General features: G+C 57.0%; 22 protein-coding genes and 2 tRNA genes. 16 read left to right on the forward strand and 8 right to left on the reverse strand.

Translation table 11 applies throughout. The features are described 5' to 3' along the window. Window positions 1-87: 87 nt before the first annotated feature. The gene (locus BLT69_RS03265; protein ID WP_058236520.1) at window positions 88-510 is read left to right on the forward strand and encodes an integrase core domain-containing protein; all 423 of its coding nucleotides are present in this window, start codon (window positions 88-90) and stop codon (window positions 508-510) included. A gap of 33 nt (window positions 511-543) precedes the next feature. Further along, window positions 544-771, forward strand: a complete 228-nt coding sequence (locus BLT69_RS03270; protein WP_092648396.1) for a hypothetical protein — start codon at window positions 544-546, stop codon at window positions 769-771. A 177-nt stretch (window positions 772-948) separates the two neighbouring features. Here the strand turns inward: BLT69_RS03270 and BLT69_RS03275 are convergent, their stop codons facing one another. Genes BLT69_RS03275 through BLT69_RS03285 form a run of 3 tightly spaced genes read right to left on the reverse strand, consistent with a single transcriptional unit; the run spans window position 949 to window position 2790 of the window. Further along, window positions 949-1578: an ABC-2 transporter permease gene (locus BLT69_RS03275; RefSeq protein WP_257590395.1), complete on the reverse strand. Its 630-nt coding sequence runs from the start codon at window positions 1576-1578 to the stop codon at window positions 949-951. Further along, window positions 1575-2420, reverse strand: coding sequence for an ABC transporter ATP-binding protein (locus BLT69_RS03280; protein WP_092648397.1), 846 nt, complete (start codon window positions 2418-2420; stop codon window positions 1575-1577). The genes BLT69_RS03275 and BLT69_RS03280 overlap by 4 nt, the downstream gene beginning before the upstream one ends. Then, window positions 2407-2790 (reverse strand): GntR family transcriptional regulator, encoded by a 384-nt coding sequence (locus BLT69_RS03285; protein ID WP_092648398.1) that lies wholly within the window; start codon window positions 2788-2790, stop codon window positions 2407-2409. The genes BLT69_RS03280 and BLT69_RS03285 overlap by 14 nt, the downstream gene beginning before the upstream one ends. Window positions 2791-2998: 208 nt before the next feature. On the opposite strand from BLT69_RS03285, the gene BLT69_RS03290 reads away from it, so the two are divergent. Genes BLT69_RS03290 through BLT69_RS03305 form a run of 4 tightly spaced genes read left to right on the forward strand, consistent with a single transcriptional unit; the run spans window position 2999 to window position 5200 of the window. Beyond that, entirely contained in the window at window positions 2999-3346 is a 348-nt protein-coding gene (locus BLT69_RS03290; RefSeq protein ID WP_257590396.1) for a PadR family transcriptional regulator, read from the forward strand. Then, window positions 3346-4038, forward strand: coding sequence for a DUF5808 domain-containing protein (locus tag BLT69_RS03295; protein WP_092648399.1), 693 nt, complete (start codon window positions 3346-3348; stop codon window positions 4036-4038). The genes BLT69_RS03290 and BLT69_RS03295 overlap by 1 nt, the downstream gene beginning before the upstream one ends. Beyond that, on the forward strand, window positions 4038-4364 hold the full coding sequence (locus tag BLT69_RS03300; RefSeq protein WP_092648400.1) for a PLD nuclease N-terminal domain-containing protein: 327 nt from the start codon (window positions 4038-4040) through the stop codon (window positions 4362-4364). Before BLT69_RS03295 ends, BLT69_RS03300 begins: the two co-directional genes overlap by 1 nt. A 2-nt stretch (window positions 4365-4366) precedes the next feature. Beyond that, window positions 4367-5200: an ABC transporter ATP-binding protein gene (locus BLT69_RS03305; RefSeq protein ID WP_092648401.1), complete on the forward strand. Its 834-nt coding sequence runs from the start codon at window positions 4367-4369 to the stop codon at window positions 5198-5200. A 1019-nt stretch (window positions 5201-6219) separates the two neighbouring features. Here the strand turns inward: BLT69_RS03305 and BLT69_RS03315 are convergent. Beyond that, window positions 6220-6293: transfer RNA gene (locus tag BLT69_RS03315), tRNA-Gly, on the reverse strand. Window positions 6294-6463: 170 nt separating this feature from the next. Here BLT69_RS03315 and BLT69_RS03320 point away from each other — a divergent pair. From BLT69_RS03320 to BLT69_RS03345, 6 genes are all read left to right on the forward strand, one after another. Then, a tRNA-Pro gene (locus tag BLT69_RS03320) sits at window positions 6464-6540 on the forward strand. A gap of 436 nt (window positions 6541-6976) precedes the next feature. Further along, window positions 6977-8149, forward strand: coding sequence for a metal ABC transporter substrate-binding protein (locus BLT69_RS03325; protein ID WP_092648403.1), 1173 nt, complete (start codon window positions 6977-6979; stop codon window positions 8147-8149). A 21-nt stretch (window positions 8150-8170) separates the two neighbouring features. Then, window positions 8171-8968, forward strand: a complete 798-nt coding sequence (locus BLT69_RS03330) for a metal ABC transporter ATP-binding protein (RefSeq protein WP_058236349.1) — start codon at window positions 8171-8173, stop codon at window positions 8966-8968. After that, window positions 8958-9899 carry a metal ABC transporter permease gene (locus BLT69_RS03335; RefSeq protein ID WP_092648404.1) on the forward strand — a complete coding sequence of 314 codons (942 nt, stop codon included), beginning with the start codon at window positions 8958-8960 and terminating at the stop codon, window positions 9897-9899. The genes BLT69_RS03330 and BLT69_RS03335 overlap by 11 nt, the downstream gene beginning before the upstream one ends. Next, on the forward strand, window positions 9896-10747 hold the full coding sequence (locus tag BLT69_RS03340) for a metal ABC transporter permease (RefSeq protein WP_070727434.1): 852 nt from the start codon (window positions 9896-9898) through the stop codon (window positions 10745-10747). Before BLT69_RS03335 ends, BLT69_RS03340 begins: the two co-directional genes overlap by 4 nt. Before the next feature lie 184 nt (window positions 10748-10931). Beyond that, on the forward strand, window positions 10932-11984 hold the full coding sequence (locus BLT69_RS03345; RefSeq protein ID WP_092648405.1) for a zinc-binding dehydrogenase: 1053 nt from the start codon (window positions 10932-10934) through the stop codon (window positions 11982-11984). A gap of 134 nt (window positions 11985-12118) precedes the next feature. On the opposite strand, the gene BLT69_RS03350 is transcribed toward BLT69_RS03345, so the two are convergent. The 4 genes from BLT69_RS03350 to BLT69_RS03365 form a co-directional block, all read right to left on the reverse strand. Next, the gene (locus tag BLT69_RS03350) at window positions 12119-13045 is read right to left on the reverse strand and encodes a diacylglycerol kinase family protein (RefSeq protein ID WP_157886336.1); all 927 of its coding nucleotides are present in this window, start codon (window positions 13043-13045) and stop codon (window positions 12119-12121) included. Between the two features lie 154 nt (window positions 13046-13199). Then, the gene (locus BLT69_RS03355) at window positions 13200-14834 is read right to left on the reverse strand and encodes an MFS transporter (RefSeq protein ID WP_157886337.1); all 1635 of its coding nucleotides are present in this window, start codon (window positions 14832-14834) and stop codon (window positions 13200-13202) included. A 125-nt stretch (window positions 14835-14959) separates the two neighbouring features. After that, window positions 14960-16687 carry an SLC13 family permease gene (locus BLT69_RS03360; protein ID WP_092648408.1) on the reverse strand — a complete coding sequence of 576 codons (1728 nt, stop codon included), beginning with the start codon at window positions 16685-16687 and terminating at the stop codon, window positions 14960-14962. 268 nt (window positions 16688-16955) lie between these two features. Continuing rightward, complete coding sequence (locus tag BLT69_RS03365; RefSeq protein WP_058236356.1) at window positions 16956-18356, reverse strand: MBL fold metallo-hydrolase RNA specificity domain-containing protein; 1401 nt, start codon at window positions 18354-18356, stop codon at window positions 16956-16958. 188 nt (window positions 18357-18544) lie between these two features. Here BLT69_RS03365 and tig point away from each other — a divergent pair, with 188 nt between their 5' ends. The 4 genes from tig (at window position 18545) to clpX (ending at window position 22912) form a co-directional block, all read left to right on the forward strand. Further along, window positions 18545-19921, forward strand: a complete 1377-nt coding sequence (gene tig, locus BLT69_RS03370; RefSeq protein WP_092648409.1) for a trigger factor — start codon at window positions 18545-18547, stop codon at window positions 19919-19921. Window positions 19922-20116: 195 nt separating this feature from the next. Next, window positions 20117-20749, forward strand: a complete 633-nt coding sequence (locus BLT69_RS03375) for an ATP-dependent Clp protease proteolytic subunit (protein WP_307876270.1) — start codon at window positions 20117-20119, stop codon at window positions 20747-20749. A 1-nt stretch (window position 20750) separates the two neighbouring features. Next, a complete protein-coding gene (locus BLT69_RS03380; protein ID WP_058236358.1) occupies window positions 20751-21398 on the forward strand; it encodes an ATP-dependent Clp protease proteolytic subunit in 648 nt (215 codons plus the stop codon). 260 nt (window positions 21399-21658) lie between these two features. Continuing rightward, on the forward strand, window positions 21659-22912 hold the full coding sequence (gene clpX / locus BLT69_RS03385) for an ATP-dependent Clp protease ATP-binding subunit ClpX (protein ID WP_058236359.1): 1254 nt from the start codon (window positions 21659-21661) through the stop codon (window positions 22910-22912). Window positions 22913-22973 lie beyond the last annotated feature (61 nt).

The following is a 22973-nucleotide window of genomic DNA, read 5'->3' on the forward strand; positions in this document are numbered from 1 at the left end:
CGAGTAAGTCGAGATTATCTCCTGGCTGGATGGCCACTCACGTTCCTCCTGCACGCAAGCGCACACCCGCGCATCACTGGCCCCGTCGTGGTGGAAACCTTTACCACCACGACGCGCACCTACGGGTACCCGCGCTCCACACTGACCGACAACGCCATGGTCTACAGCACGCGCCACGCGCGCGGAGCACGCGCCCAAAACCGCCAACGCAACGCGTTTGAACAACTCCTTCACGACCTGTGCATCATTCAGAAAAACGGGCTCCTCGGCCATCCCACCACACAAGGAAAAATCGAACGTTACCACTACACGCTCGAAAAATGGCTCGCCGCCCAACCATCAGCCCCAACCATCACCAGCCTGCACAACCAACTCGACACATTCACCCGCATCTACAACTACGAACGCCCCCACAGAGTCTTCAACAGGCGCACCCCACACACCGTGTACACAACCACACCACCCGCACACCCCACCACCGAGCTATTCGAGAGGATCTGGCGAATATGACACGACAGTGTCGCCATCGCAGGCAAAGTCACCATGCGCCACTCAGGAAAACTCCTCCGCCTCGGCATCGGCAGACCCTACGCACACCACCCAGTCCTCATCCTCATAGCAGGCAACGACACCATCACCATCGACCGCACCACCGGAGAAATCATCGCCGAACACACCATCGACCCCACACACAACTACCAGCCCAAAAAACACACCAGCACCGTCACACCTGTCAACAATGACGTGACACACCTGTCAACAATGACGTGACACACGCACACACAAAAAGACCGGGACACCGCCAACAAACTGTCAATGATGTCCCGACACATCACAATCGGCGCAAACCAGATCCGGTTCATCTTTAGAACCGGGAAAGAAATCACGGTGGGGTTTTGAAAAGAACGCAGGGGGTCAACATTGGATGCAAAATCGGGCTCTAATAACTTAGAATTCTTTACCTGCCATGATCTTACGACTTATCCATAGGGATACTGCGGTAAGTACGATCGTCACGGTCAGTAGTATTCCTGCGTTTGTGAGCGGAGGTAGGGTTAAGGCTTTTGCTACCCATTCGAAGATTGCTTGTTTGTTGGAACCAACAAAGGATGATCCAGCGAACACCACGATGAATACCGCGACCAGAAAAAGCTTGGCTTTTTCTGGACCAAATTTGTAAAACAACGGTAGCTGAATAATGGTCAACAGCAGAGTGACCGCAAAGGCGAAACTTGCCACCAAAACAGTATTTTTCCAAGGCATATCAACCATTAAATAGGCAAGAGCACCTGTAACCGCGAAAGCCACTACCCCAAGGGCGAGTGTAATCAGAAAATTTAAATTAACGAGCTCGTTTCTACTGATAGGCCCGGCAAGAATCGTTCGGTGCACCTTGGATTCAGCATCACGAGCAAAGGTGGCCGTAAAATAAAGCATCCCAATCATGCCAAAAATAAAAGGAAAGATAATCAACTTGTTTGTATAAATCCCCACAGCGCTGATCGCAACGAGCACCAAACCTAAAACAGCTATATATGTACGATTGGCAATAAGATCTTTATAAAATGCAGCTCTCATTGATCTTCTCCTTTAATCGTGTAGACCATGATGTCCTCAATCGTCGGTCTACCAGCTTGCACACCAGCAGGAACTGCCCCGGTGCGGACGATTGCTTCTTGCCCAAAATCATGACGGCGGCGCCCTAATACTTGCGTGGAATCTAGCTGGTTTGCCTGCTCATTGCTCAACGCTACGATTCGCCAAGAATCTAAGAGCTCGTCTTTTTGTTCCATGAACTTCAACTTGCCCTCACGGATGAAAGCCACGTAGTCAGCGGCTTTTTCAATATCGGAAACGATGTGAGACGAAAACAGAATCGAGTGAGTCGGATCTTCGATAAATTCGAGCATAATATCAAGCACCTCATCACGAATCACCGGATCCAAACCACTGGTAGCCTCATCAAAAATCAGTAAATCCGCTGCATGGGAAAGTGCCATCGCTAGCCCCAGCTTCATCCGCATACCTCTAGAGAGTTCACCAACTCGCTTAGACGAAGCGAGATGAAAACGCTGCTGATAACTAGCGTATGTTTGCGCATCCCAACTCTTGTACAGGCGCTTGCCGAACTCGCCAGCATTCTTAACAGTAAAACTATCTGGCAGGCTAATATCGTCAAAAACTACCCCCACTCGTTCATGCGCTTGTGAGTGATCTGCACCTGCAGGCTGCCCCAAAAGGTTTATTATCCCAGCATCGGGGTGAGCAAGACCTAAAATCAAACGCAGCGTTGTGGATTTACCGGCACCGTTCTCGCCCACGAAACCCACAATTGCCCCCTGGGGAACTTCAAGGTTAAGCGGACCGAGCGTAAATCCCGGATACTTTTTAACTAGTCCGTTGATTTCAATCACATTCATCGGATTCTCCTAATAAATCAATCAGCTCTTTCAGATCAGAAACAGACAAGCCAGCAACCCGAGCCGAGGCGAGGGCGGATTTCAAGTAGTCTTCGACTTTTTTACGCTGCTCTTCCTTGAGTAATTCAGTGTTTTTAGAAGCGACAAAGCTACCTCGCCCCTGTACGGAATCAATGAAACCCTCTAGCTCTAGCTCGTCATAGGCGCGCTTGGTAGTAATCACCGACACGCGAAGCTGTGATGCCAAACGCCGGATCGACGGCAGCTTGTCGCCGGGCGCTACCTGATCGTTGATTATTGCCGCCTTGAGCTGATTCTTAATCTGAGCGTAAACCGGATCAGAACTTGCATTACTAACGATGATATCCACGAACACCTCCTAGTGTTTATAGTGTACATGAACACTAGGATGAATTAGGTAGAACACTCCACATTCAGAGAAACATTTCAAACGCCATAACGCTCAACAGGGAAAACACGATACTCGGTAACGCAAAAGAGCACTTATCAGACCTGAAGTCCTAGCGAAAAGTAGTTGCTAGTCTTTTAGACACGCAGTAGTATGTTATACAAGGAACATGGTTAAGCAAGGAGGGGTTGTGTCTGAGTCACAGTTACGCAAGGGCGCTGTTGAACTGATTGTCCTTGGATTACTTTCGTCTCGTCCTTCTTACGGGGGGCAGCTTGTAGAGCGTTTTCGTGAAGAAGCGGGGTTGGAGATTTCTACGGGTACGTTATATCCGCTGCTTGCACGCCTCCGTAAATCAGGGTTGGTAGTTACGGCTTGGGAGGAGTCTCCGGTAGGGCCGCCGAGGAAGATTTATAAGCTCGCAAAATCTGGGAAGAATCGTTTATTGCAGATGCGCTCTGAGTGGGAGGCGCTTGATTGTGCTGTGAAGCGTACAACGCGGAAAGGAATACGGTGATGAAGTGGTTCGGTAAGGACATAGAAGGGCAGGCGCGAGTTTTGGGGATACCTGTCTCCGGGCTGTGGTTGGGGCGCGCTGATGCTGCGCTGGATGGTTTTGAACCAGAGAATCCGCGCTTGTTCATTCCTCGAAAATACGGACTGGGTTGGGACGTTAATCTGGGTGCTGTTGGTGTGCGTTTAGGGCTAATTCGACCCGATGATTCTCTACCGGACTTGGCCAGCTACGTCCCCACACGTCTAAAGCGCGGCATTAAGCTCACCACTATTGCCGGTGGGATTGGGGTTGGGTTCTTGGCGGTACTGCTCAGTCGCAAAGATCAGGTTCTCCTCCAGCGGTCAACACTCGGAGGGTCTGAAAGATTTATTAGCGGCAAGCAGGCTGCGCTAGCTCCAGTGGTTTTAACGACTGTTGCAGCACTAGCGCCACAGGTCTTTCGGCGCGATGACCCAGAATCCGAAGATGCCGTACGTTTGGCCAATCAGGCTGATTTGTTGGGTGTTGAAGCCTTGTCCATAGCCTGGCTTGCAGCAATGCGCCGGGCTGGTGACAAGCAGGAAATGAGCCGCCGGTCGATGGTGCCCATTGTTGCTTTATGGCCCCTCGTTGCTGGCGCTTGCCAACTCGCTTATATAAAAACCGCGTTAGCTAGGGTAAAAACCCGGCTACATAATTCAGGAGACAAGTAATGAACCCTATAGATAAACTGTTGGATTTGCCGACCCCAGCATTGATAGGAGTTTGCATCCTTATAGGATTGCAACTGGTAGCGGTGGTCTGGTCTTTGATTTGCTTGCTGCGTGATAAGCGAACTCACATTGCCGGTTTAAATCGCCTAGTGTGGCTCCTGGTTATCATCTTTGGCCAAGTGATTGGGCCAATCGTCTTTTTGGTTATGTACTTTCACGAACAAAGACAGCTTAAGGTGCAGCGTGAATATGAACAGAAAGCTACAGCCAAGCATCACCAGGTTGATGCGAGTTCAGTGGTGAGCAAGCTGTATCCGAAGGAATGAACATGGATTTAGCAGTCTGTACTAAAGATTTGTCCAAAATCTTCGGTAAGCACCAAGTACTAAACAACATAAATCTTCGAGTTCCTACCGGCTCCTGTTATGGGTTTGTGGGAGCGAACGGGGCTGGTAAAACCACCACCATGAGGATCCTTGCAGGACTGGCCGGAGCCAGTAGTGGTAGCGCCACCGTGCTGGGAGTTAGTCGAGGCAAACTTCCGGTCAAACCGATCCCTGGCGTGTCTTACCTGACTGATGTCCCCCAGATTAGCCCCTGGCTTAGAGCCAAGGATGCGCTCATCACTCTCGCCCGCCTTGGTGGAATCTCCCCAGACCTTGCAGCCGAAAGAAGCGACGAACTACTCAATCTGGTTAACCTCGACAAAGCCCCCGGAAGAATTGGCTCCTTTTCTAGAGGCATGAAGCAACGGATGGGAATAGCAGCAGCACTCGTTACTGCCCCGAAACTACTACTGATAGACGAACCAACCAGCGCTCTTGACCCGATCGGGCGAGCAGATGTTCTGGGGCTGCTACGCGAGTTAACCGGGCAGGTAACGATAGTATTTTCCTCCCACATCCTCAGCGATGTCGCTAAAGTCTCTACCCACGTGGGGATCTTGCATCGCGGTAGCCTGCTAGCTCAAGGACAGTTAGGCGAGCTGGTCAATCAGCAAACTAAACACGTTACGCTTGATGTCACGGTGCGTTCAGACGTTGCCACCGCCGTGGCGGAGGCTATCTACAGCCTCGACTCTGCCGCAAAGATTCACCCCACCTTTAGCGGCTTAGATGAACTTTTCACCAAACTGACTAAGGATGGCGGTAAAGAATCGTGAATACCTCGAGTTTCAGATTGATCTGGCGCTATCAAGCTGTCTGGATCCTACGCTCTTATGGGACATGGATGATAGGTGGGGTATTCGTTATCCTTGCTCTCACCCAAGGATTGTTTACCCAATACACGCCGCGAATCATCAGATTTCTGGCCGGATCAGAAGTAACCACGCTAATAGAGTCGCTACCTGAACCTTCCTGGCTGCAAGCCTACGCGGGATGGATAAAGAACCTTACCCAAATTCTTACCGTAATCCTCGTTGCAATGAACTCTTTTCGTTGCAGTGTGCTTACCGGCAATGGTGACATTCCTTTTTTTTTCCCTGGTAGCGTGCAGCGCTCACACTACCTCATCAGCTTTGCTATCAGCAGCTGGCTATCTACCCTATTCCTTGCCGTCTTCAGCGCTACCCTAGCCTGGGCAGGAACGTCACTGTTATTCCCAGGCGCCAATCCCGCCCCGATCATATTGGCTAGTTTGGTATGGGCGCTACAAATCATTCTCATTCACGTAATACAGACTGCCGCAGCCACTGTTAAACCAGGCATCGGCATACCCCTTGCGGCCGGATTCGGAGCCTACCTACTAATAACGATGTCAGCGATATTTGTCCAGGAGGGCGACAAAACTCCCCTTGGCCTCGCCCCCATAATAAACAACCTCGCTCAGGACACACTCGAGGCACCGTGGATCTGGCCAATCACCAGCAGCCTACTGCTAATCATTGCGCTACTTTTCATCGCCACTTACATATACAACAGAGCAGAACTAGACTAAGAGCCAAGCACGGGCGACGCAAATAGATCCAATTAAAAATAGAAATAGAACCACCATCGCAAGCACTACAGCGAACGCCACCTGCCATCCGTTAGCTAGTTAACCCCCAAAACCCTATTCGAACAGGGAAAACACGATACTAGGTAACGCAAAACCCAAACCCGCTAACGCAAGCGATTTTTCACACCCCCCTAAGCGATACTCGCTAACGCAAAGGGGTACTTATCAAATCCGACGTCTAAGTGGAGCGGGCGACGGGAATCGAACCCGCATGACCAGCTTGGAAGGCTGGGGCTCTACCATTGAGCTACGCCCGCGATGCCAGCGCCGATGGGCGTGACTGTTCACGTGAACGAATCGATCGTAACGTGCCGGGGCTGAAAAGTGAAATCGAAAAACCACGATCTATCCCACAATCCGAATTGAGTGCGAGAATTGGTTTTCGTTCAGCGGATGCATTATCATTTCCAAGCGGTGAGAAACCGACCGGGGTGTAGCGCAGCTTGGTAGCGCATCTGCTTTGGGAGCAGAGGGTCGCAGGTTCAAATCCTGTCACCCCGACCATTTTCGATTTATTGTCATTCATTCCGAATGTGCCGTTCTTCTTGGGTTCTTCAGCTGTCCCCGTTGCGCTCCGCTCCTCTCGAGTTTTCGAGGGTGGCTGGCCACTGCCTCTTCCTGTGAATCCCTCGGTTACCCCCTTGTATCCATCGCGGCGAGGCCTCTGACTTCAGCACTTTGTGCCTCTGTACACACTGCAGTGAGACCCCTGTACCCAGCACGCTGCCGTGCTCTTGTGTTGCCTCCTGATCTGCACGTTGCCACTCCCACACCCATCAAATATTGTATTGAACCAAACATATTATTCGGTTGACCGAAAACCTAACTTGGGCGTATAGTGAGAGCCGTTATCGTTAAGGGCTGGGAGGGAATACGACCAGCGGCATCACACATAAGGGGAGAAAGAGTGAAGAAAAGAACTGTGTGCCTCCGAGCAGCGATGGTCGCCGTGGCGGCGGCTAGTCTTGCAGGCTGTGGCAATACCCAGGCGAACATGTCAGGAGCGACCGACGCGAATGGTCAATCCGGCGCACAACGCTCCTCCAACACAGTGAATGTGGTGGCTACAACCACTCAAGTGTGCGATTACGTCACGCAGATCGCCGGCAACGCCGATGAGCACTCGACGCTGGCGCTCAACAAAACTGACGCACAGGGCGCCACTCATGCCTTAGGAGCGCCAGCCCAGTCAGCCGCCACCACGATTAACCTGACGTGCCTACTCGCCCCGAATGCCTCGGCACATGAACACGAGATGACCCCGGCACAGGCAGACGCCCTTGCTCACGCCGACATCATGTTCGTTTCTGGCATCGACCTGGAACACTTCCTTGACTCAGCAATCCAGGCATCTGGCTTCCACGGGATCATGGGAGTGACATCGGGAGTTCTGACGGCAGCGGAAGTCGACGACCCTGCCTCGGTGACCAAGCGTGAAAGCGACCTGCCCTACACCATTGATCGCGGCACGCAGAAGGTCGATGTGCAAAAGTGGCCGTTCCCGCCTGAAGATGGTGCCGCAACACCGGAGTTTCAGTACGACCCGCATGTGTGGACCAGCCCGAAGAACGCCGCCATCCAGGTGCGCAATATCGGTGAAATCCTCGGCAAAGCCTCGCCTGACAACAAGGACCTCTTCGACCGGCACGTTGCGCAGTACACGCAGACCCTGACCGACCTGGACGGATGGGTGCGTGAAGCGATCGATTCGGTTCCGCCTCAGCACCGCGTCCTCTTCACCTCTCACGACGCATTCGGATACTTCTCCAAAGACTACGGCGTGAAGTTCATCGGCGCAGCCCTGTCGGATTTCAACAGCCAACAGGACGCCACCGCTGACCACATCAAGAAAGCCGCCCAACAGGTCAAGGACTCAGGAGCGGTCGCGCTTTTTGCAGAAAACTCCAACAACTCGAAGTCAATCGAGGCAGTTGCTCAGGCCGCCGGTGTCAAAGCAATCGTCGGAGACGACGCACTATACGGCGACTCCCTCGGACCCGACGGGTCGGCAGGACAAACCTACGTCGGCTCCATCACTCACAACGTGACGACGCTGGTCCAGGCGTGGAACGGGAACGTACCACAGCTGCCTGACACGCTCGCAGAAAAATAGGCAACGGAGCAAGGAAAGGCTATGGGCGCGGCACTCGAATTCGACAACTGCTCACTGGCATACGGCAATAAGACAGTGCTCACCGGAGTGGATGGCAGCATCCAGGCAGGTGAAGCGCTGGCACTGATCGGGCCGAACGGGTCAGGAAAGACCACGCTGCTGCGCGGCATCATCGGATCCGTCCGCGTCAGCGCCGGTCACCTTCGAGTGCCGCCAGGCTCAACAGTGGGATACGTCCCGCAACAGCTCAACCTGGACCCCACATTCCCCATCACTGCTCGCCAGGTAGTTGCGATGGGATACCGAGGTCAGCGGAAACTGTTTGGGCGGCTCGGATCGACCGGCAAACAGCGCATCGAGGACGCCCTCGCCAATGTCGGGATGAGTGATCGTGGAGACGTCCGGTTCGGTGACCTGTCTGGCGGGCAGCGTCAGCGCATCCTGTTGGCGCGGGCCCTGGTCGCTGAGCCGGCGATGATCCTGCTCGACGAGCCGTTCAACGGGTTGGATGAGCCGAACCGCCGTGCCCTGCTCTCCATCATCACCAACGCCAAGAACCAGGGCGTAGCCGTCGTGATCTCCACGCATGACCTCATCTTGGCTGACGCTACCTGTGAACGGGCACTGCTGCTGGCAGGCAGGCAAGTGGCATTTGGGCCAATCGCACAGGTACTGACACCGGAGCTGGTGGCGAAGGCATACGGCGGGTCGGTGCCCGTCGAACTCGCAGCGACCAGCGCAGGTAAAGAGGAGCACCGCGCTGATCGGCGTGCTCGCATCGCGCACATAGCGACACAGGAGTCCGAGCATGTGGGCTGAATGGCTTGAAGGTCTACGGCAGTTTCTGCAGCCACTACCTGGATGGGGATTTATTGCGTCAGCTCCGTACACGTTCAGGCCATTTGTCTTGCTGATTATCCTGGCCTGCGCCAGCGGAGTGGTCGGCGTGCTGGTCAACGTGCGGTGTGCGGAGTTCAACGCAGAATCACTGGTTCACGGCGTCTTCCCTGGCATCGTAGTAGGTGCCCTTTATGGCGGCATCGACATGATCGTGCCCGGAGCTGCGCTATGTGCATGCGCAGTCATCGCAGCACTGGTGTGGGCCGGGCAGCGCAGCCACATTTCCGAGGGATCCACCGCAACGATTCTGACGACCTTCTTCGCACTGGGCGTGGTGATCTCGCTGAAAAAAGGCGACATGTCCGGCCAGCTGGAAGCGCTCATGTTCGGCCGACTGCTGGACGTGACCGATGCGCGCCTGGCGCAGTCCGTCCTCTTCTGTCTGCTCGCCATCGTGATCGTCGCCCTGACGTGGCGCGGCCAGGTAATCACCGCCTTCGACCGCGATACCGCTCCGGTTCTGGGAGTCAACACCCTCCTTGTCGACATTGTTCTCAACACCGCGATCGCCGCCGTTGTTGTATCAGCCGCTTCCGCCATTGGCGTCCTGCTGGTGATCGGATATCTGGTGATCCCTGGAGCCAGCGCTCGACTGGTCGCCCGCACCGTCGGGTGGATGATTCCCGTGGGGATTGCGGTCGGCGTCGGCGGGGCGGTCCTGGGGATGCATGTTATGAACTTGCCGGTTTCGCGCCCAATCTCACCGCAGGCTGCTGTCTCGCTCAGTGTGTGTGCCATGTTCGGACTGGTACTGGCTGTGCGCACGTTGTACCGCATGTGCGTGCGCGCACTGGACACCGGGCACGTGACGCAGCCTGTCGCCCACCCGATTCAGGGAGTGCGCCCATGATCTCGATGTGGACCATCATCGCCCTGCCGCTGGTTGAAGTAATCGTTGTGGGAGCTCTGTGCGGCCTGGTCGGATCCCTCGCCGTACTCAGCCAGCGCATCTTCTTCACTGAATCAATCACCCATGCCGCGTTCCCGGGCGCCGTCATCGGCGTGGTCGGCGCGGCGCTGGTCTCGAGCAGCCATGAGGCTTTGTCTCTGGGACTGTTCATCGGTGCTGGCCTGGCCTCACTCGTCCTCGCGCTGTTGATGCATGGCGTATCGGCCCTGAAAGGAATTTCCTCGCAGGCGGCCGCCGGAATCACGCTCACCGTGGGGTTTGCCTCTGGCTACTTCCTCAATAAGTGGTTCGCGCCCCTGCCGCTGCGAATCGACGGCTTCCTGACAGGATCCCTGCTGGCATGTACGCGCATCGACGTTATCGCGGCCGCCCTCGTCCTTATTGTCGCTGGGGGAGTGTGGGCGTTGATGGGCGGGCGGCTGGTAGCAGTCAGCTTCGACGCGGTGAACTACCGAGCCAGCGGAGGGCGGCCTGACCTGATGCGCCTGATTACCCTGGGTCTGATTATCGCGACGGTGACGGTCATTATTCCGGCGGTCGGCACCGTCGTGTCAATCTCCTTAATCGCCGCCGCACCCACCGTCTTGAAGGGGCGCGTCGCATCGACGCCGCGTTTCGTCGCACTGTCCACGCTCGCGTCTACCATTATTGCCGTAGTTGGACTGGGGCTTGCGGTCGTGTGTGGCCTGTCAGCAGGCGGCACGATCGCGTTGGTTGCAGGAGGCTTCTTCGTTATTGTCGAGGCAGGCTCACGCATCGCTTCGTCGAAACTCGCATCTGCGATATAGGTCAAAAGACCCAATAACCGCAGGTCATGGGTTAGTCTGTGCTCATAGGAGAAATCCTCCTACATAATGTCCGCGTGACGTCGTGTGAGCTTTGGCGACAACCTTGTCAACGCATCTGCAGGCACAGACGCCTGTCTTATTATGCGCACTAGGGCACGGCGCTGCGCGCAAAAAGGAGAAAGCAATGGAAGGCACGATGCGCGCCCAGCGTCTGCATTCAGATCGCACCGTAACGATCGAGGATATTCCGATTCCCAAACCCGGTCCGAACCAGGTCCTCATCAAAGTTGCCTACTGTGGAATCTGCCATTCGGATATGGCGCTGATCGACAGTGATTTTCCCATGAAAATGCCGGAAATCACGCAGGGCCACGAGTGCTCGGGCACCATCGCAGAGATGGGATCGAATGTGCAGGGCTGGGAGATCGGCGACAAGGTCATCCCGCAGTCGGGTATGCCCTGCCTGAAGTGTCGCGAATGCCGCCGAGGTAACCGAGGCTCATGCCAAAACCTGCGCGTTATGGCATTTGACTATGACGGTGCATGGGCGCAGTACACAGTGGCCAACGCTGAAGGACTCACCCGCGTGCCCGATGGTGTGCCGATGGAACAGGCCGCGATCCTCGCTGATGCTGTGGCAACCCCGTTCGGAGCAGTCAAGCACACCGGCAAGGTCTCGATGGGCAACGCCGTTGCCGTGTGGGGATTGGGTGGAGTCGGAACCCACATCGTCCAGCTGTCCCGGCTGGCGGGTGCGTACCCTGTCATTGGTATCGACATCAACGAGGGCGTGTTTGATCGAGCCAAACGTCTGGGCGCTGACTTCACGTTCCGATCCGACGACCCCGAGCTGATGGACAAGATCAAGAAAGCGACGGGTGGGCGCATGATTGACGTTGCGTTCGACGCTGCCGGTCTTCAGGTGACCTTCGAGCAGGCAGTGCAGTCACTGGACTACAGGGGGCGCGCCGTGCTGGTCGGGCTGTCACGCCAGGAATTCCACGGCGGAAGCCTGTACGATTTTGGCGTCAAGCGCCGTCAGGCCATAGGACACCTGGGCTACGAAGTAGTGGACATCTTCCTGCTTGCTGAACTCGTCAAGGCCGGGCGACTGGATCTGTCCGAATCGGTCTCTCAGATCATCTCGCTGGAGAATCTGGAAGAAGGCCTGGACATCATGCGCAATAAGACAGGTAACCCGATCCGTATAGTCGTCGATCCGTGGGCTGAAAGCTAGGGTGCCTCTCGGTGGCTGGCCGTTGGTCTGCAGCAGCATAGTGAGCCAGCCCTACCGATTCGACGCAAACTCACTGATCTGCCACAGTCGCCCTCGTTCGTCACAATGAGCGAGGGCGACTTGCGTGCGCCGCTCTACCTCGCCATGATCAAGTTGAGGGCGCGCGGCACGCATTCGATGTGCAAAGGCATGGGCATGAGACGCTCGCCGTCAGCAAATGCATCGAGGCCGCTGACTTCGATGTCAACACTGTGGGCACGGTACATGTGGACCTCCGGTACCTCCTCCAGGCGGTGCAGGAAGACCTTCGGAACTTTGCTGATCGCTTCGAGGCGATTGAGCGTTTCCACCAGGCTGATCGACAGCAGGCCGTCGCGGGGGTCAGCATGCGGACACATCATGATGCCGCCGCCATACGTCTTGGTAATGGCAATGGCGTTGAGAATTGTCGGGACGTGATGTGTGCCTTTGCCGTCGATGCGGATCGTTGTGCGCAGGGGGCGTAGACGTGCGAACTCGATGCCCAGTGCCAGCAGGTAGCGTGAATTACCCTTCGGCCATCTGATCTGGTTGGCACGATCGTTAATCATTGAATCCACGCCCGCGCACATAATTGTTGCAAAGTAGCGTTCTTCCCCGTTCGCGTGGCTCATGAGGCCCACATCAACGCTGTCGTGGTGGCCGTCCACAATGAGTGATGCGGCTGCTCTGGGATCGAAAGGAATGGAATATTCGCGTGCCAGGTCGTTACCGGTGCCAGCCGGTATGACACCGAAGAGTTTGCCTGTGCCGACCACCTCCTGCAATGCAAGGTTGATCAGCCCGTCTCCGCCGCACACCACAATCGCGTCAATGGTTGGGTCAGCGACAAATTCGCGAGTGCGCAGGCTCGTCGTCAGTGGCAGGTAGCTGGCAATGGAGACCACATCGATGCCGCGATTGGCCAGAAACTCAGTGGCGCGCCGTGCCGCATCCATCGACGATCCCAAACCTGCAACGGGGTTTGTAATCAGTGCGATCCGACGAATCGGGCTCTGTGGCCGTGAATGGGGATCGGTCATACATACTCCGTTCATTTCTTGTTCTACGCCACAGCGATCGTCGCTGTCAGATGGGATGCAATTGATATAGTGTAGCGATTTAAGCGGGCGTGTCGAACAAGTATCTGCAGAAGCGCCGCCGTGTGACGCGAGGTAACCCCCCGTGCCACGTGCCCTATTCGCCTGAGGGCTTGCGGGCGCCAGGCAGGAAGAACGTCAGTGCACATCCCAGTCCGAGGGCTGCGCCGGCCACTCCCATTGCGCGCGACGTTCCGACGCTGAAAGCCTCCGACAGTTTGTCGATCACCTGATCGGTCAGTTCCGCTGGAACGCCTTCTGAACCGTCCGAGTCAGTCAGCGCCCGAATGGAAGCGCCAGCTGAAGGTGCGACAGACGCTTCGATGCCGTGACGTGCCTGCTCGGGCAGCGGCACATCGTCGAGGCTTCCCTGTACTTGTGAATTCACTGACGCAGCCAGGAACGTTGCAACCAGAGCAATTCCCAACGCTGTACCGACCTGACGTGTCGTGGACTGGGTGGCGGATGCCTGCCCCGACATGCTGGGTGGCACATCAACCAGAATGACGGATGTGAGTTGCGCTGACGCCAGCCCCAGACCAAAACCGTAGGCAACCAGTGCTGTGACGATAACTGCGATGGGCGTGTGGGCTGTCAGGCTGATCGCCAGGCTGAATACGGCAATGGATTCTATGGCCAGTCCGGCGCGCGCCACCCACGTTGCAGAAAAGAGACGCCCCAGTGGGGATGCTGAGCCACCTGCGATAAAGGCGCCTGCAGCCATTGCAGCCAGGACACCGCCTGATTGGAGTGGTGTGAGCATGCGGACGTTCTGAAGGTACAAAGGCAACGCGAAGAGCAGACCGAATTCTCCCACTGAAATTGCCGCAGCGGCCACGTTCCCTGCAGAAAAGCTTCGGAGCTTGAAAAGATTCAGATTCAGCAGGTGCGGCCCGTCCACTCGCAGCTGTCGCCGTTCCCACCAGATGAAAAAGCCGAGCAGGACGGCGGCCAGAGCAGCCGCCAGCGGCACAGGCGAGAGTGGCCATGACGCCCAGTCCTCAGTGATCGGCTTCCACCAGCCCAGGTCACGCCCCTGAATCAGTGCGTAGACCAGAGCGGCGAAACCGATTGACGAGGTGATAAACCCGCCCGCGTCGAAACCGTGTTCGGAGCGTTCTCCATAAGTGTTGGGCACGAAGAAAATGCAGCCGAGCGCAACGATGATGCCGATCGGAACATTGATCAGGAAAATCCACGGCCAGGTGGTGTTCGTCGTGATCCAGCCACCCAGCAGAGGACCAACAGCGGCCATCCCTGAAATAACTGACCCCCACACGGCGAACGCAATCATGCGCCTCTTGCCTGTAAACGTCGCGTTGACAGTTGAGAGTGTTGTTGGAGAAACGGCCGCCGCTCCGGTGCCCTGCAGGAAACGTGCGATGAGCAGGGGAGTGAAAGTGCGCGCCGTGCCGGCAATGATTGATGCGATAACAAAGATGGCGATCCCTGCCAGAAGGATGTTGCGTCGTCCCCAGTTATCGGCCAGACGTCCCACGGTGATCAGCAGCGCCGAGAAAATCAGCGCGTAGCTCGTTGTCAGCCATTGAGCCTGCGTGAATGTGAGCTCGAGGTCACGCATGATTGTCGGCAAAGACACGTTGATGATGGTGCCGTCCATAACGATCAGTGACAGTGCCAGAGACAGGAAAACGAGTGCGATCCAGGGGTGCGCCAGTGTTAATGACTGAGATGGCGCAGTGGACGCACTTTTCAGGGAGGTCGGTGTCATGCCATGATTATGACACACCGTCATTAAAGTGGCGCGCGGTCATCCGCCCGATGATTCAAGCTGGAGTTTCGACACGGCGCCGCGGTCGCCCTCGTTCATCATGATTGCCGAGGGCGACCGGAGTGCTACACGGAAGGCGTTAAAGCTAGACCAAAGATCGGGACCGCCAGAGCCAGTACGGTGCCCATCACCAGGAAGATGCCGACGACGTTAAACCAGAAACCTGCCTTGATCATGTCGACGATGCGCACGTAACCCGACCCGTACGCGATGGCGTTCGGAGGTGTGGCGACCGGAAGCATGAACGCGCACGTGGCAGCCAGTGCAGCCGGGATCACGAAGAGCAGGATGTTCATGTCGCCGTACCCAAGGCCGATGGCGACGCCGCCGATAATCGGCAGGAACGCGGCAGCAGTTGCGGTGTTGGAGGTGAGCTCCGTCAGAGCCAGGACGAGCGCCGTGATGGTGAACAAAATCACGATGATGGGCAGGGTGCGCAACTGTTCAACTGAGTGGCCCACCCAGTTTGACAGGCCCGTGTGAGAGAACTGGCCAGACAGAGCCAGACCGCCGCCGAACAGCAGGATGATATCCCAGGGTAGGTCCTTCATTGACTCCCAGTTCATCAAACGCACCCCTCGCTTCGGGTCTGCCGGAATGATGAAGAGCAGCAAGGAGATCCCCATGCCGATAATGGTGTCGATCCCCTTGATCTGAATGCCGAAAAACTTCAGGAAAAAGGGCAGGAACACCCACAAGATGGCGGCGGCCACGAAGAGGATGCCGACGAGTAACTCGCCGCTGCCCATCGGGCCGAGCTTCTTCAGTTCACTGCGAATGAGCTTCTTACCTCCGGGGATTTCCGAGATTTCCGGTGGGAACAGAACATATGTCAGCAGGAACCATCCGATCGCCAGGAACGTCACCGCCAGTGGGACACCTACCAGCATCCACTGTCCGAAACCGATCGAAATATCGTGGTTTTCCTTCAGGTATGCCACCAGGAGCGAGTTGGGCGGAGTGCCGATGATGGTTCCCAGTGAGCCAATCGAAGCGGAATAGGCGATGCTGAGCATGAGGGAAATGGCGAACTTCGAGTGATATAGTTGCGTCTGCTTACTGATCGTTTCCGAGGCATCTTTGCCTTTTTGAACGATTGCTGCCACGACGCCACCTTTTGTGGCGTCGCGAGCTGTGCCGGACACTGATTCAGCGTCGGCGGGTCGATCCTCAGAATCTGCCTGGCGGGAACCTTCGAGCTGGGAGACGAGCTGCAGCACTGACATGCCGATGGGTAGCATCATGACGGCGGTCGCGGTGTTGGACACCCACATTGACAGGAAACCAGTCGCGATCATGAATCCTGCGACCAGTTGGCGAGGTTTCGTCCCGACCATGTTGACCACGGTCAGCGCGATACGTCGGTGCAGGTTCCAGCGCTGCATGGCGAGCGCCAGGATGAATCCGCCCATGAACAGGTAGATCGTGTCCGAGGCGTACGGTCCGGCTGTTCCGGAAAAAGAATCGACCTGTAGGGCAGGGAAGACGACCATTGGAATCAGAGCAGTGGCGGCGAGCGGGATGGCTTCGGTCATCCACCAGATGCCCATGAGGATCGCGACCGCGGCCACGATGGGCAGGCCGTCAAGATTCATGGTGCTGAGCTTTTCGTCAGAAAGGCCCTGTGCTGCGATGTCGGCAGCATTGTCGGGCATGATGAAGTACACCAGTACGGCCAGAAGTGGACCTCCCAGCAGGCCCGCCACGCGCACAAGGTGGACGGTACGTGATGGCGCTACGTAGTCATCAGCTGCTGCATGCGATGACGATGTGTGAAGGGTAGGAATACTCATGGTGACCTTTCGTGACACAGAGGACGCGTCGCCTCGACGGAGAATCCCAGGACAGATGTGCGACGCGGCGTACCATCGTCGGTCCGCCGCCTGTATGCACTGTGGCGCATATAGGACTTTAGTCGCAGACATTATTGTATGGCGCGCCGCGACGTGTGTCAGGAAATTGCGACAAGAAAAGTTACGAAAAGGACACAAAAGCAGAAAATAACCGTGTTCTGTTCCGGTCGATTCTGGCCGGCTGAGAAGAGGGGGAGTGGACGCTATGTCACTTCTTCAACTCGATGGTCTTCTCCGGGACGGCCACCCGGGCGCGTACACCCAGCTCCTGATCGAGCGATTCGACTAACGCCTGCGCAGCCTTTTCTTCGCCATGCACGCACCACACTGAACGAGGCTGAGGCACCAGATCGCGTACCCAGTCCACCAGCTCCGAGCAATCTGCGTGTACGGAGAATTCCTCGTCGCGAATCACCTCGGCCTGCACGCTCACCCACGCGCCATGCATTTTCAGTTCGCGTGCGCCGTCCAGGAGCGCGCGCCCACGTGTGCCTACCGCCTGATAGCCGGTCAACACGACGGTATGAATCGCCTGGGGGAGCATGTGCTCGATATGGTGCAGGACGCGGCCGCCGGTGAGCATGCCGGAGGCCGACACAATGATGGAAGGCTCCTTAGGATCGTTGAGTTTTTGCGACTGTTCCTGGTCTCGCACCTCAATGAGATTCAGGTTGCTCAGCTTCAGGCCTCCCACTTCATCATTGAGTTCGCCGCGCGCACTGACAGCCTGGTAGAGGCGCAGGGACGCCAGCGCCATGGGGGAGTCCACGTAGATTGGCACCGAGGGGATCTGGCCGGCAGCGACCATGTCGGAAAGTACTTTCAGCACTACTTCAGTGCGGTCGACGGCGAACGCTGGAACCAGAACGGAGCCGCCGCGATCGATGGTTCGGCAGATGGCGTCACGGAACACTTCGTGCTTTTCGTGTCCTGGATCAGCTTCAAAGTGTTCACGATCTCCATATGTTGATTCGAGCAGAACCGTCGGGGCACCCTCGGGAATTTCTCGCGAGCGCAGAACGGGGTGCGTGGGTCGGCCCAGGTCACCGGAAAACAGCGCGTCACCGCCAGGTGTGTGGACGCGGATCGAAGCTGAGCCGAGGATGTGGCCGGCGCGCGTCCAGTGCGCACTGACCTGCCCGCCCACGTCAATGTCAGCGTCGAAATCGACAGCTCGCATCAGTGGCAGCGTGTCCTCAACGTCGTTGACCGTATACAGCGGTAACGGCCGGCGGTGCTTGGAATACCCGTAGGTGCGTGCATGCTCGGCGTCGCGTTCCTGCAGGTAGGCAGAATCTCGCAGAACGATATGTGCCAGGTCGATGGTGGACGGTGTGGCCCAGATGGTGCCGCTGAAGCCCTGCTTGACCAGGCGTGGCAAATATCCCACGTGATCCAGGTGTGCGTGAGTGAGGAGAATGTCCGAAATGGAATCGGCCGGGACTGGAAAATCAGACCAGTTCTTGCGGCGGAGTTTTTTCTCGCCCTGATACAGGCCTGAATCGATGAGAATCCGTCGCTCGCCTCGTGGGGAGTCAACGGTTAGAAGATGCTTGGAACCGGTCACGGTTCCAGCTGCGCCCACGAAAGTTAAGGTCGTTGGAGCCATACCTTTACTGTGACGCAGATTACGTTGCGATGGGGACGTTCAGTGGTGCGTGTCGCACATTCGGTAGATTCATCCCACATATGACGGATCCCTTGCAGACAACGCCTGGGACTTGTCGTAGAATCGAGGGGTTGTCATGTGCCCGAAATACGGGCTGAAATCGAAACAAGACGTTGGAGTGCACACACGTGAAGAGCACTGTTGAGACCCTCGAGCCCACCAAGGTGCGCTTGACCGTTGAGGCCGACCATGAAGAAATCAAGCCTCAGATGGACAAGGCATACAAGGAAATTTCGAAGCAGGCGAGTATCCCCGGTTTCCGTAAGGGACACGTTCCGCCGCGCATTATCGATCAGCGATTTGGTCGTGCCGCCATCATCGAGCAGGCAGTCAACGAGGTTCTGCCTCGCCTGTACTCGCAGGCGGTCGTGGAAAACGAACTGCGCCCCATGGCTCAACCCAGCATCGAAGTCACCGAAATTCCGGCGACCAGCGGCCCGATCAGCGGCAAGCTCGTCTTCACCGGCGAGGTCGACATCGTTCCCGCCTTCGAAGTGCCCGAAATTACCGATGACATGACCGTTGAGGTTGACCCGGCGGATGCCACCGACGAAGACGTGCAGACCGAGCTGGACCGCCTGCGCGCCCGATTCGCCACGCTGAAGTCCGTCAAGCGCCAGGCTAAGACCGGCGACTTCGTCACCATCGACCTGACCGCAACGGTCGACGGTGAAGAGGTGGACTCGGTGTCCGAGGTCTCCTACGAAATCGGTTCCGGCACGATGCTGGATGGCCAGGACAAGGCTCTGCGCGGCACGCACTCGGGTGACGACGTGACCTTCACGTCCAAGCTCAAGGGCGGAGACCACGCCGGCGAAGAAGCTGAAGTGGCTCTGCATGTTCACTCCGTGAAGATGCGCGAAATGCCGAAGGTTGATGACGAATTCGCCCAGATGGCATCCGAATTCGACACTGCTGACGAACTCATGGAAGACATGAAGAAGCAGGCTGAGCAGACCAAGCGTTCTCAGCAGGCGCTGGACGCACGCGACCGTCTGGTCGAAGCACTGCTGGACAAGGTGGAAATCCTCCTGCCTGAATCCGTCATCGACGAGGCTGTCAAGCAGCAGCTGGGTGACAAGCCCACCGCCAAGAAGAAGAAGGAAGCTCGCGAAGAGATCGAACTCGAATTCCGCCGCGACATCCTCTCCGACGAGCTGGCCAAGAAACTGGAAGTCCAGGTCTCGCAGCGCGAACTGATCGACTACCTGATGCAGATGTCGCAGACCTACGGCATCGACATCAACCAGCTGATCTCCTCGCCCGAGGAAGTCCAGACCGTGGTTGCACGACTGACCCGCACCAAGGCCATCATCGAGGCCCTGCGTCTGGTCACCGTGAAGGACACAAACGGCCAGGCCATCGACCTGACTGAGTTCTTTGGTGATGAAGAAGCTAACGATGACGCAGCTGAAGGTGCAGACGAAGCTGCTGAGGATGCAGCTGAGGCCGACGATGCAGCCGAGACTGAAGACACAGAGGCAGCAGAAGCTGACGAAAAGTGATCGCGTAGCTGATCAATCACTCACACGCGGGGCAGGAACCAGAAAACGGTCCTGCCCCGCCTGCATGAGGTGAGCATGTATGAGCGTGCGCGAGCGTGCGCCGTCAGCGAAAAGTGCCAATCCAGGCCGACGGCGCAGTGCGAAACCGGTAGGTTGGACATCAGTGATGAAAAGTGCCCGATGGAAGGACGTCAAGTGAGTGAACAGCGCGTGAGAGGCGCCGACGGCGCGCAGCCTCAAGGCTCGTTCGGAGATGCTGTCTACCAGCGTCTGCTCAAGGAACGCATTATCTGGCTGGGAAGTGCAGTGGAAGACGAAAATGCGAACGCAATCTGCGCGCAGATGCTGCTTCTGGCTGCTGAAGATCCCGACCGCGACATCTACCTGTACATCAACAGCCCCGGCGGCTCGGTCACCGGCGGCATGGCCATCTACGACACGATGCAGTACGTCAAGCCGGATGTTGTCACCGTGGCCATGGGTCTTGCAGCGTCCATGGGACAGTTCCTGCTCACCGCAGGCGCACCCGGCAAGCGTTTCATCACCCCGCACACGCGTGTCCTCATGCACCAGCCCTCAGGCGGGGCCGGTGGTTCGGCCACCGACATTCGCATCAACGCCGAACTGATTCTCAAGATGAAGCGCGAACTGGCGGAAATCACCGCTGAGCGCACCGGTAAGTCCGTCGAGCAGATCCTTGCGGATTCCGACCGCGACCACTGGTTCAGCGCTCAGGAAGCTGTCGATTACGGATTTGCCGACAAGATCGTCTCCACACCGCAGGAGATCGGCCACCGTGCCAACGACGCGCAGAACGGAGAGAACTGATATGTCCAGCACTGCTCCTTACTTTGACGCAATGGCCCGTCAGATGCCGCAGGCCCGCTACGTGCTGCCCACCTTCGAGGAGCGCACCGCCTACGGGTACAAGCGCCAGGATCCGTACGCCAAACTGTTCGAGGACCGCATCGTGTTCCTCGGAGTTCAGGTTGACGATTCGTCGGCTGACGATGTGATGGCTCAGCTGCTCGTGCTGGAGTCTCAGGATCCCGATTCAATGATCACGATGTACATCAACAGCCCCGGCGGCTCGTTCACTGCGATGACCGCCATCTACGACACCATGCAGTACGTCAAGCCTCAGATCCAGACCGTGTGCCTGGGGCAGGCCGCCTCGGCTGCCGCCGTGTTGCTGGCCGCGGGCGCGCCTGAACGCCGACTCGCACTGCCGAACGCTCGTATCCTGATTCACCAGCCTGCGATGGAAGGCATGCACGGTCAGGCCTCGGACATCGAGATCGTGGCCGATGAGATTGACCGCATGCGCAAGTGGCTCGAAGACACCCTGTCGAAGCATTCAGGCGTCAGTTCGGAGCAGGTACGCCGCGACATTGAACGCGACAAGATCCTCACCGCTGAGCAGGCCCGCGAGTACGGTCTGATCGACCAGGTGCTCGAGCCGCGCAAAGCCCAGTAACTGATCGCCGGCGCGTAGTATCGCTGGCTCAGATACGCGCGGTGCTGCTCGCATGTATCAGCAGGTGGTGCCAGTCACTTTGTTCAGCGCGCTGAGCTGTTCGTGGACAAGTCGCCCTCGTCAATTATGTGACACCCGACCGGGAAACCTCACATGATTGGCGAGGGCGTTCCCACGCGCGCCGGTTCGCCCACTGCGGATGGCTCCATTAGGCTAGAAACACGCGCATGGAGGTGTGCGGATCGAATGGGAGGCGCGTCATGGCACGGTTGACGGATGGGGCAGAACTGCTCAAGTGTTCGTTCTGCGGCAAGACACAAAAACAAGTGCGCAAGCTGATCGGCGGCTCCGGTGTGTACATCTGCAACGAGTGCATCGAACTGTGCAACGAAATCATCGAAGAAGAGCTGCAGACTGACAGCGCGCCCACGCAGACCCCGCTACCCAAACCGCGCGAAATCTTCGACTTCCTTGACTCGTGGGTCATCGGTCAGGACCGCGCCAAGCGCGCACTATCCGTCGCAGTCTACAACCACTACAAGCGCGTGCGCTCCAGGGAAGCCGGAAACGATGAGGATATGCAGGGCACCAAGTCCAATATTCTCATGCTGGGTCCAACCGGAACCGGGAAAACCCACCTGGCCCGATCGCTTGCCCGCATGCTGCACGTTCCGTTCGTGATTGTGGATGCCACTGCGCTGACGGAGGCAGGGTATGTGGGCGAGGACGTTGAAAACATCCTGCTCAAACTTATCCAGGAAGCCGACGGCGACATCAAGAAGGCTGAACGCGGCATCATCTACATTGACGAGATCGACAAGATTGGCCGCAAGGGCGAAAACGCGTCGATCACGCGAGACGTATCGGGCGAGGGCGTCCAACAGGCACTGCTCAAGATTATTGAAGGGACCGTCGCATCCGTCCCGCCTCAAGGCGGTCGCAAGCATCCGCACCAGCAGTTCCTCGAAATCGACACATCCGGCATTCTGTTCATCGCGGCCGGCGCATTTGCCGGTATCGAGGAGATCGTGCGGGCGCGCCTTGGACAGCGCTCCACAGGTTTTGCCTCGTCACTGAAATCCTCTTCCGAAATGGGTGACATTTACGAATCAGTCACGCCCGAAGATCTGCACAAGTTCGGCATGATTCCGGAATTTATCGGCAGGCTCCCGATCCTCACCTCAACGAAACTGCTCACCGAGCAGGACCTGGTTCGCGTCCTCACCGAGCCGCAGGCATGCCTCGTCGCCCAGTACCAGCACCTGTTTGAGCTGGACGACATGACGCTGGAATTTACCGAGGACGCGCTGATGGAGATCGCCTCTGAAGCCAACAGGCGAGGTACGGGCGCGCGCGGCCTGTCCACCATTATGGAAAAGACGCTGTCCGACCTGATGTTTGAACTACCCAGTCGCGACGATGTCGGCACCGTCGTCATTACCCGCGATGTCGTCACCGGCGAGGGGGACGCGGAACTGTATGCCCCTGGTGAGGCGAAGACTCAAAGCGCGTAGCCGCCTTTGCCGGAGCGGGTGTGCCCGGCAGGAAGACATGCACGCGTCGAAGACGACGCAG

Origin of the sequence: Schaalia radingae (assembly GCF_900106055.1) — a bacterium.
Taxonomy (GTDB): Bacteria; Actinomycetota; Actinomycetes; order Actinomycetales; family Actinomycetaceae; genus Pauljensenia; species Pauljensenia radingae_A.

Bases quoted from the DNA above. Each gene is read 5' to 3' on its own strand.
- BLT69_RS03270 (WP_092648396.1), top strand. From the start codon at position 544: ATGCGCCACTCAGGAAAACTCCTCCGCCTCGGCATCGGCAGACCCTAC.
- BLT69_RS03275 (WP_257590395.1), bottom strand. From the start codon at position 1,578: ATGAGAGCTGCATTTTATAAAGATCTTATTGCCAATCGTACATATATA.
- BLT69_RS03280 (WP_092648397.1), bottom strand. From the start codon at position 2,420: ATGAATGTGATTGAAATCAACGGACTAGTTAAAAAGTATCCGGGATTT.
- BLT69_RS03290 (WP_257590396.1), top strand. From the start codon at position 2,999: ATGGTTAAGCAAGGAGGGGTTGTGTCTGAGTCACAGTTACGCAAGGGC.
- BLT69_RS03295 (WP_092648399.1), top strand. From the start codon at position 3,346: ATGAAGTGGTTCGGTAAGGACATAGAAGGGCAGGCGCGAGTTTTGGGG.
- BLT69_RS03300 (WP_092648400.1), top strand. From the start codon at position 4,038: ATGAACCCTATAGATAAACTGTTGGATTTGCCGACCCCAGCATTGATA.
- BLT69_RS03305 (WP_092648401.1), top strand. From the start codon at position 4,367: ATGGATTTAGCAGTCTGTACTAAAGATTTGTCCAAAATCTTCGGTAAG.
- BLT69_RS03325 (WP_092648403.1), top strand. From the start codon at position 6,977: ATGGTCGCCGTGGCGGCGGCTAGTCTTGCAGGCTGTGGCAATACCCAG.
- BLT69_RS03330 (WP_058236349.1), top strand. From the start codon at position 8,171: ATGGGCGCGGCACTCGAATTCGACAACTGCTCACTGGCATACGGCAAT.
- BLT69_RS03335 (WP_092648404.1), top strand. From the start codon at position 8,958: ATGTGGGCTGAATGGCTTGAAGGTCTACGGCAGTTTCTGCAGCCACTA.
- BLT69_RS03340 (WP_070727434.1), top strand. From the start codon at position 9,896: ATGATCTCGATGTGGACCATCATCGCCCTGCCGCTGGTTGAAGTAATC.
- BLT69_RS03345 (WP_092648405.1), top strand. From the start codon at position 10,932: ATGGAAGGCACGATGCGCGCCCAGCGTCTGCATTCAGATCGCACCGTA.
- BLT69_RS03350 (WP_157886336.1), bottom strand. From the start codon at position 13,045: ATGACCGATCCCCATTCACGGCCACAGAGCCCGATTCGTCGGATCGCA.
- BLT69_RS03355 (WP_157886337.1), bottom strand. From the start codon at position 14,834: ATGACACCGACCTCCCTGAAAAGTGCGTCCACTGCGCCATCTCAGTCA.
- BLT69_RS03360 (WP_092648408.1), bottom strand. From the start codon at position 16,687: ATGAGTATTCCTACCCTTCACACATCGTCATCGCATGCAGCAGCTGAT.
- BLT69_RS03365 (WP_058236356.1), bottom strand. From the start codon at position 18,356: ATGGCTCCAACGACCTTAACTTTCGTGGGCGCAGCTGGAACCGTGACC.
- BLT69_RS03380 (WP_058236358.1), top strand. From the start codon at position 20,751: ATGTCCAGCACTGCTCCTTACTTTGACGCAATGGCCCGTCAGATGCCG.
- clpX (WP_058236359.1), top strand. From the start codon at position 21,659: ATGGCACGGTTGACGGATGGGGCAGAACTGCTCAAGTGTTCGTTCTGC.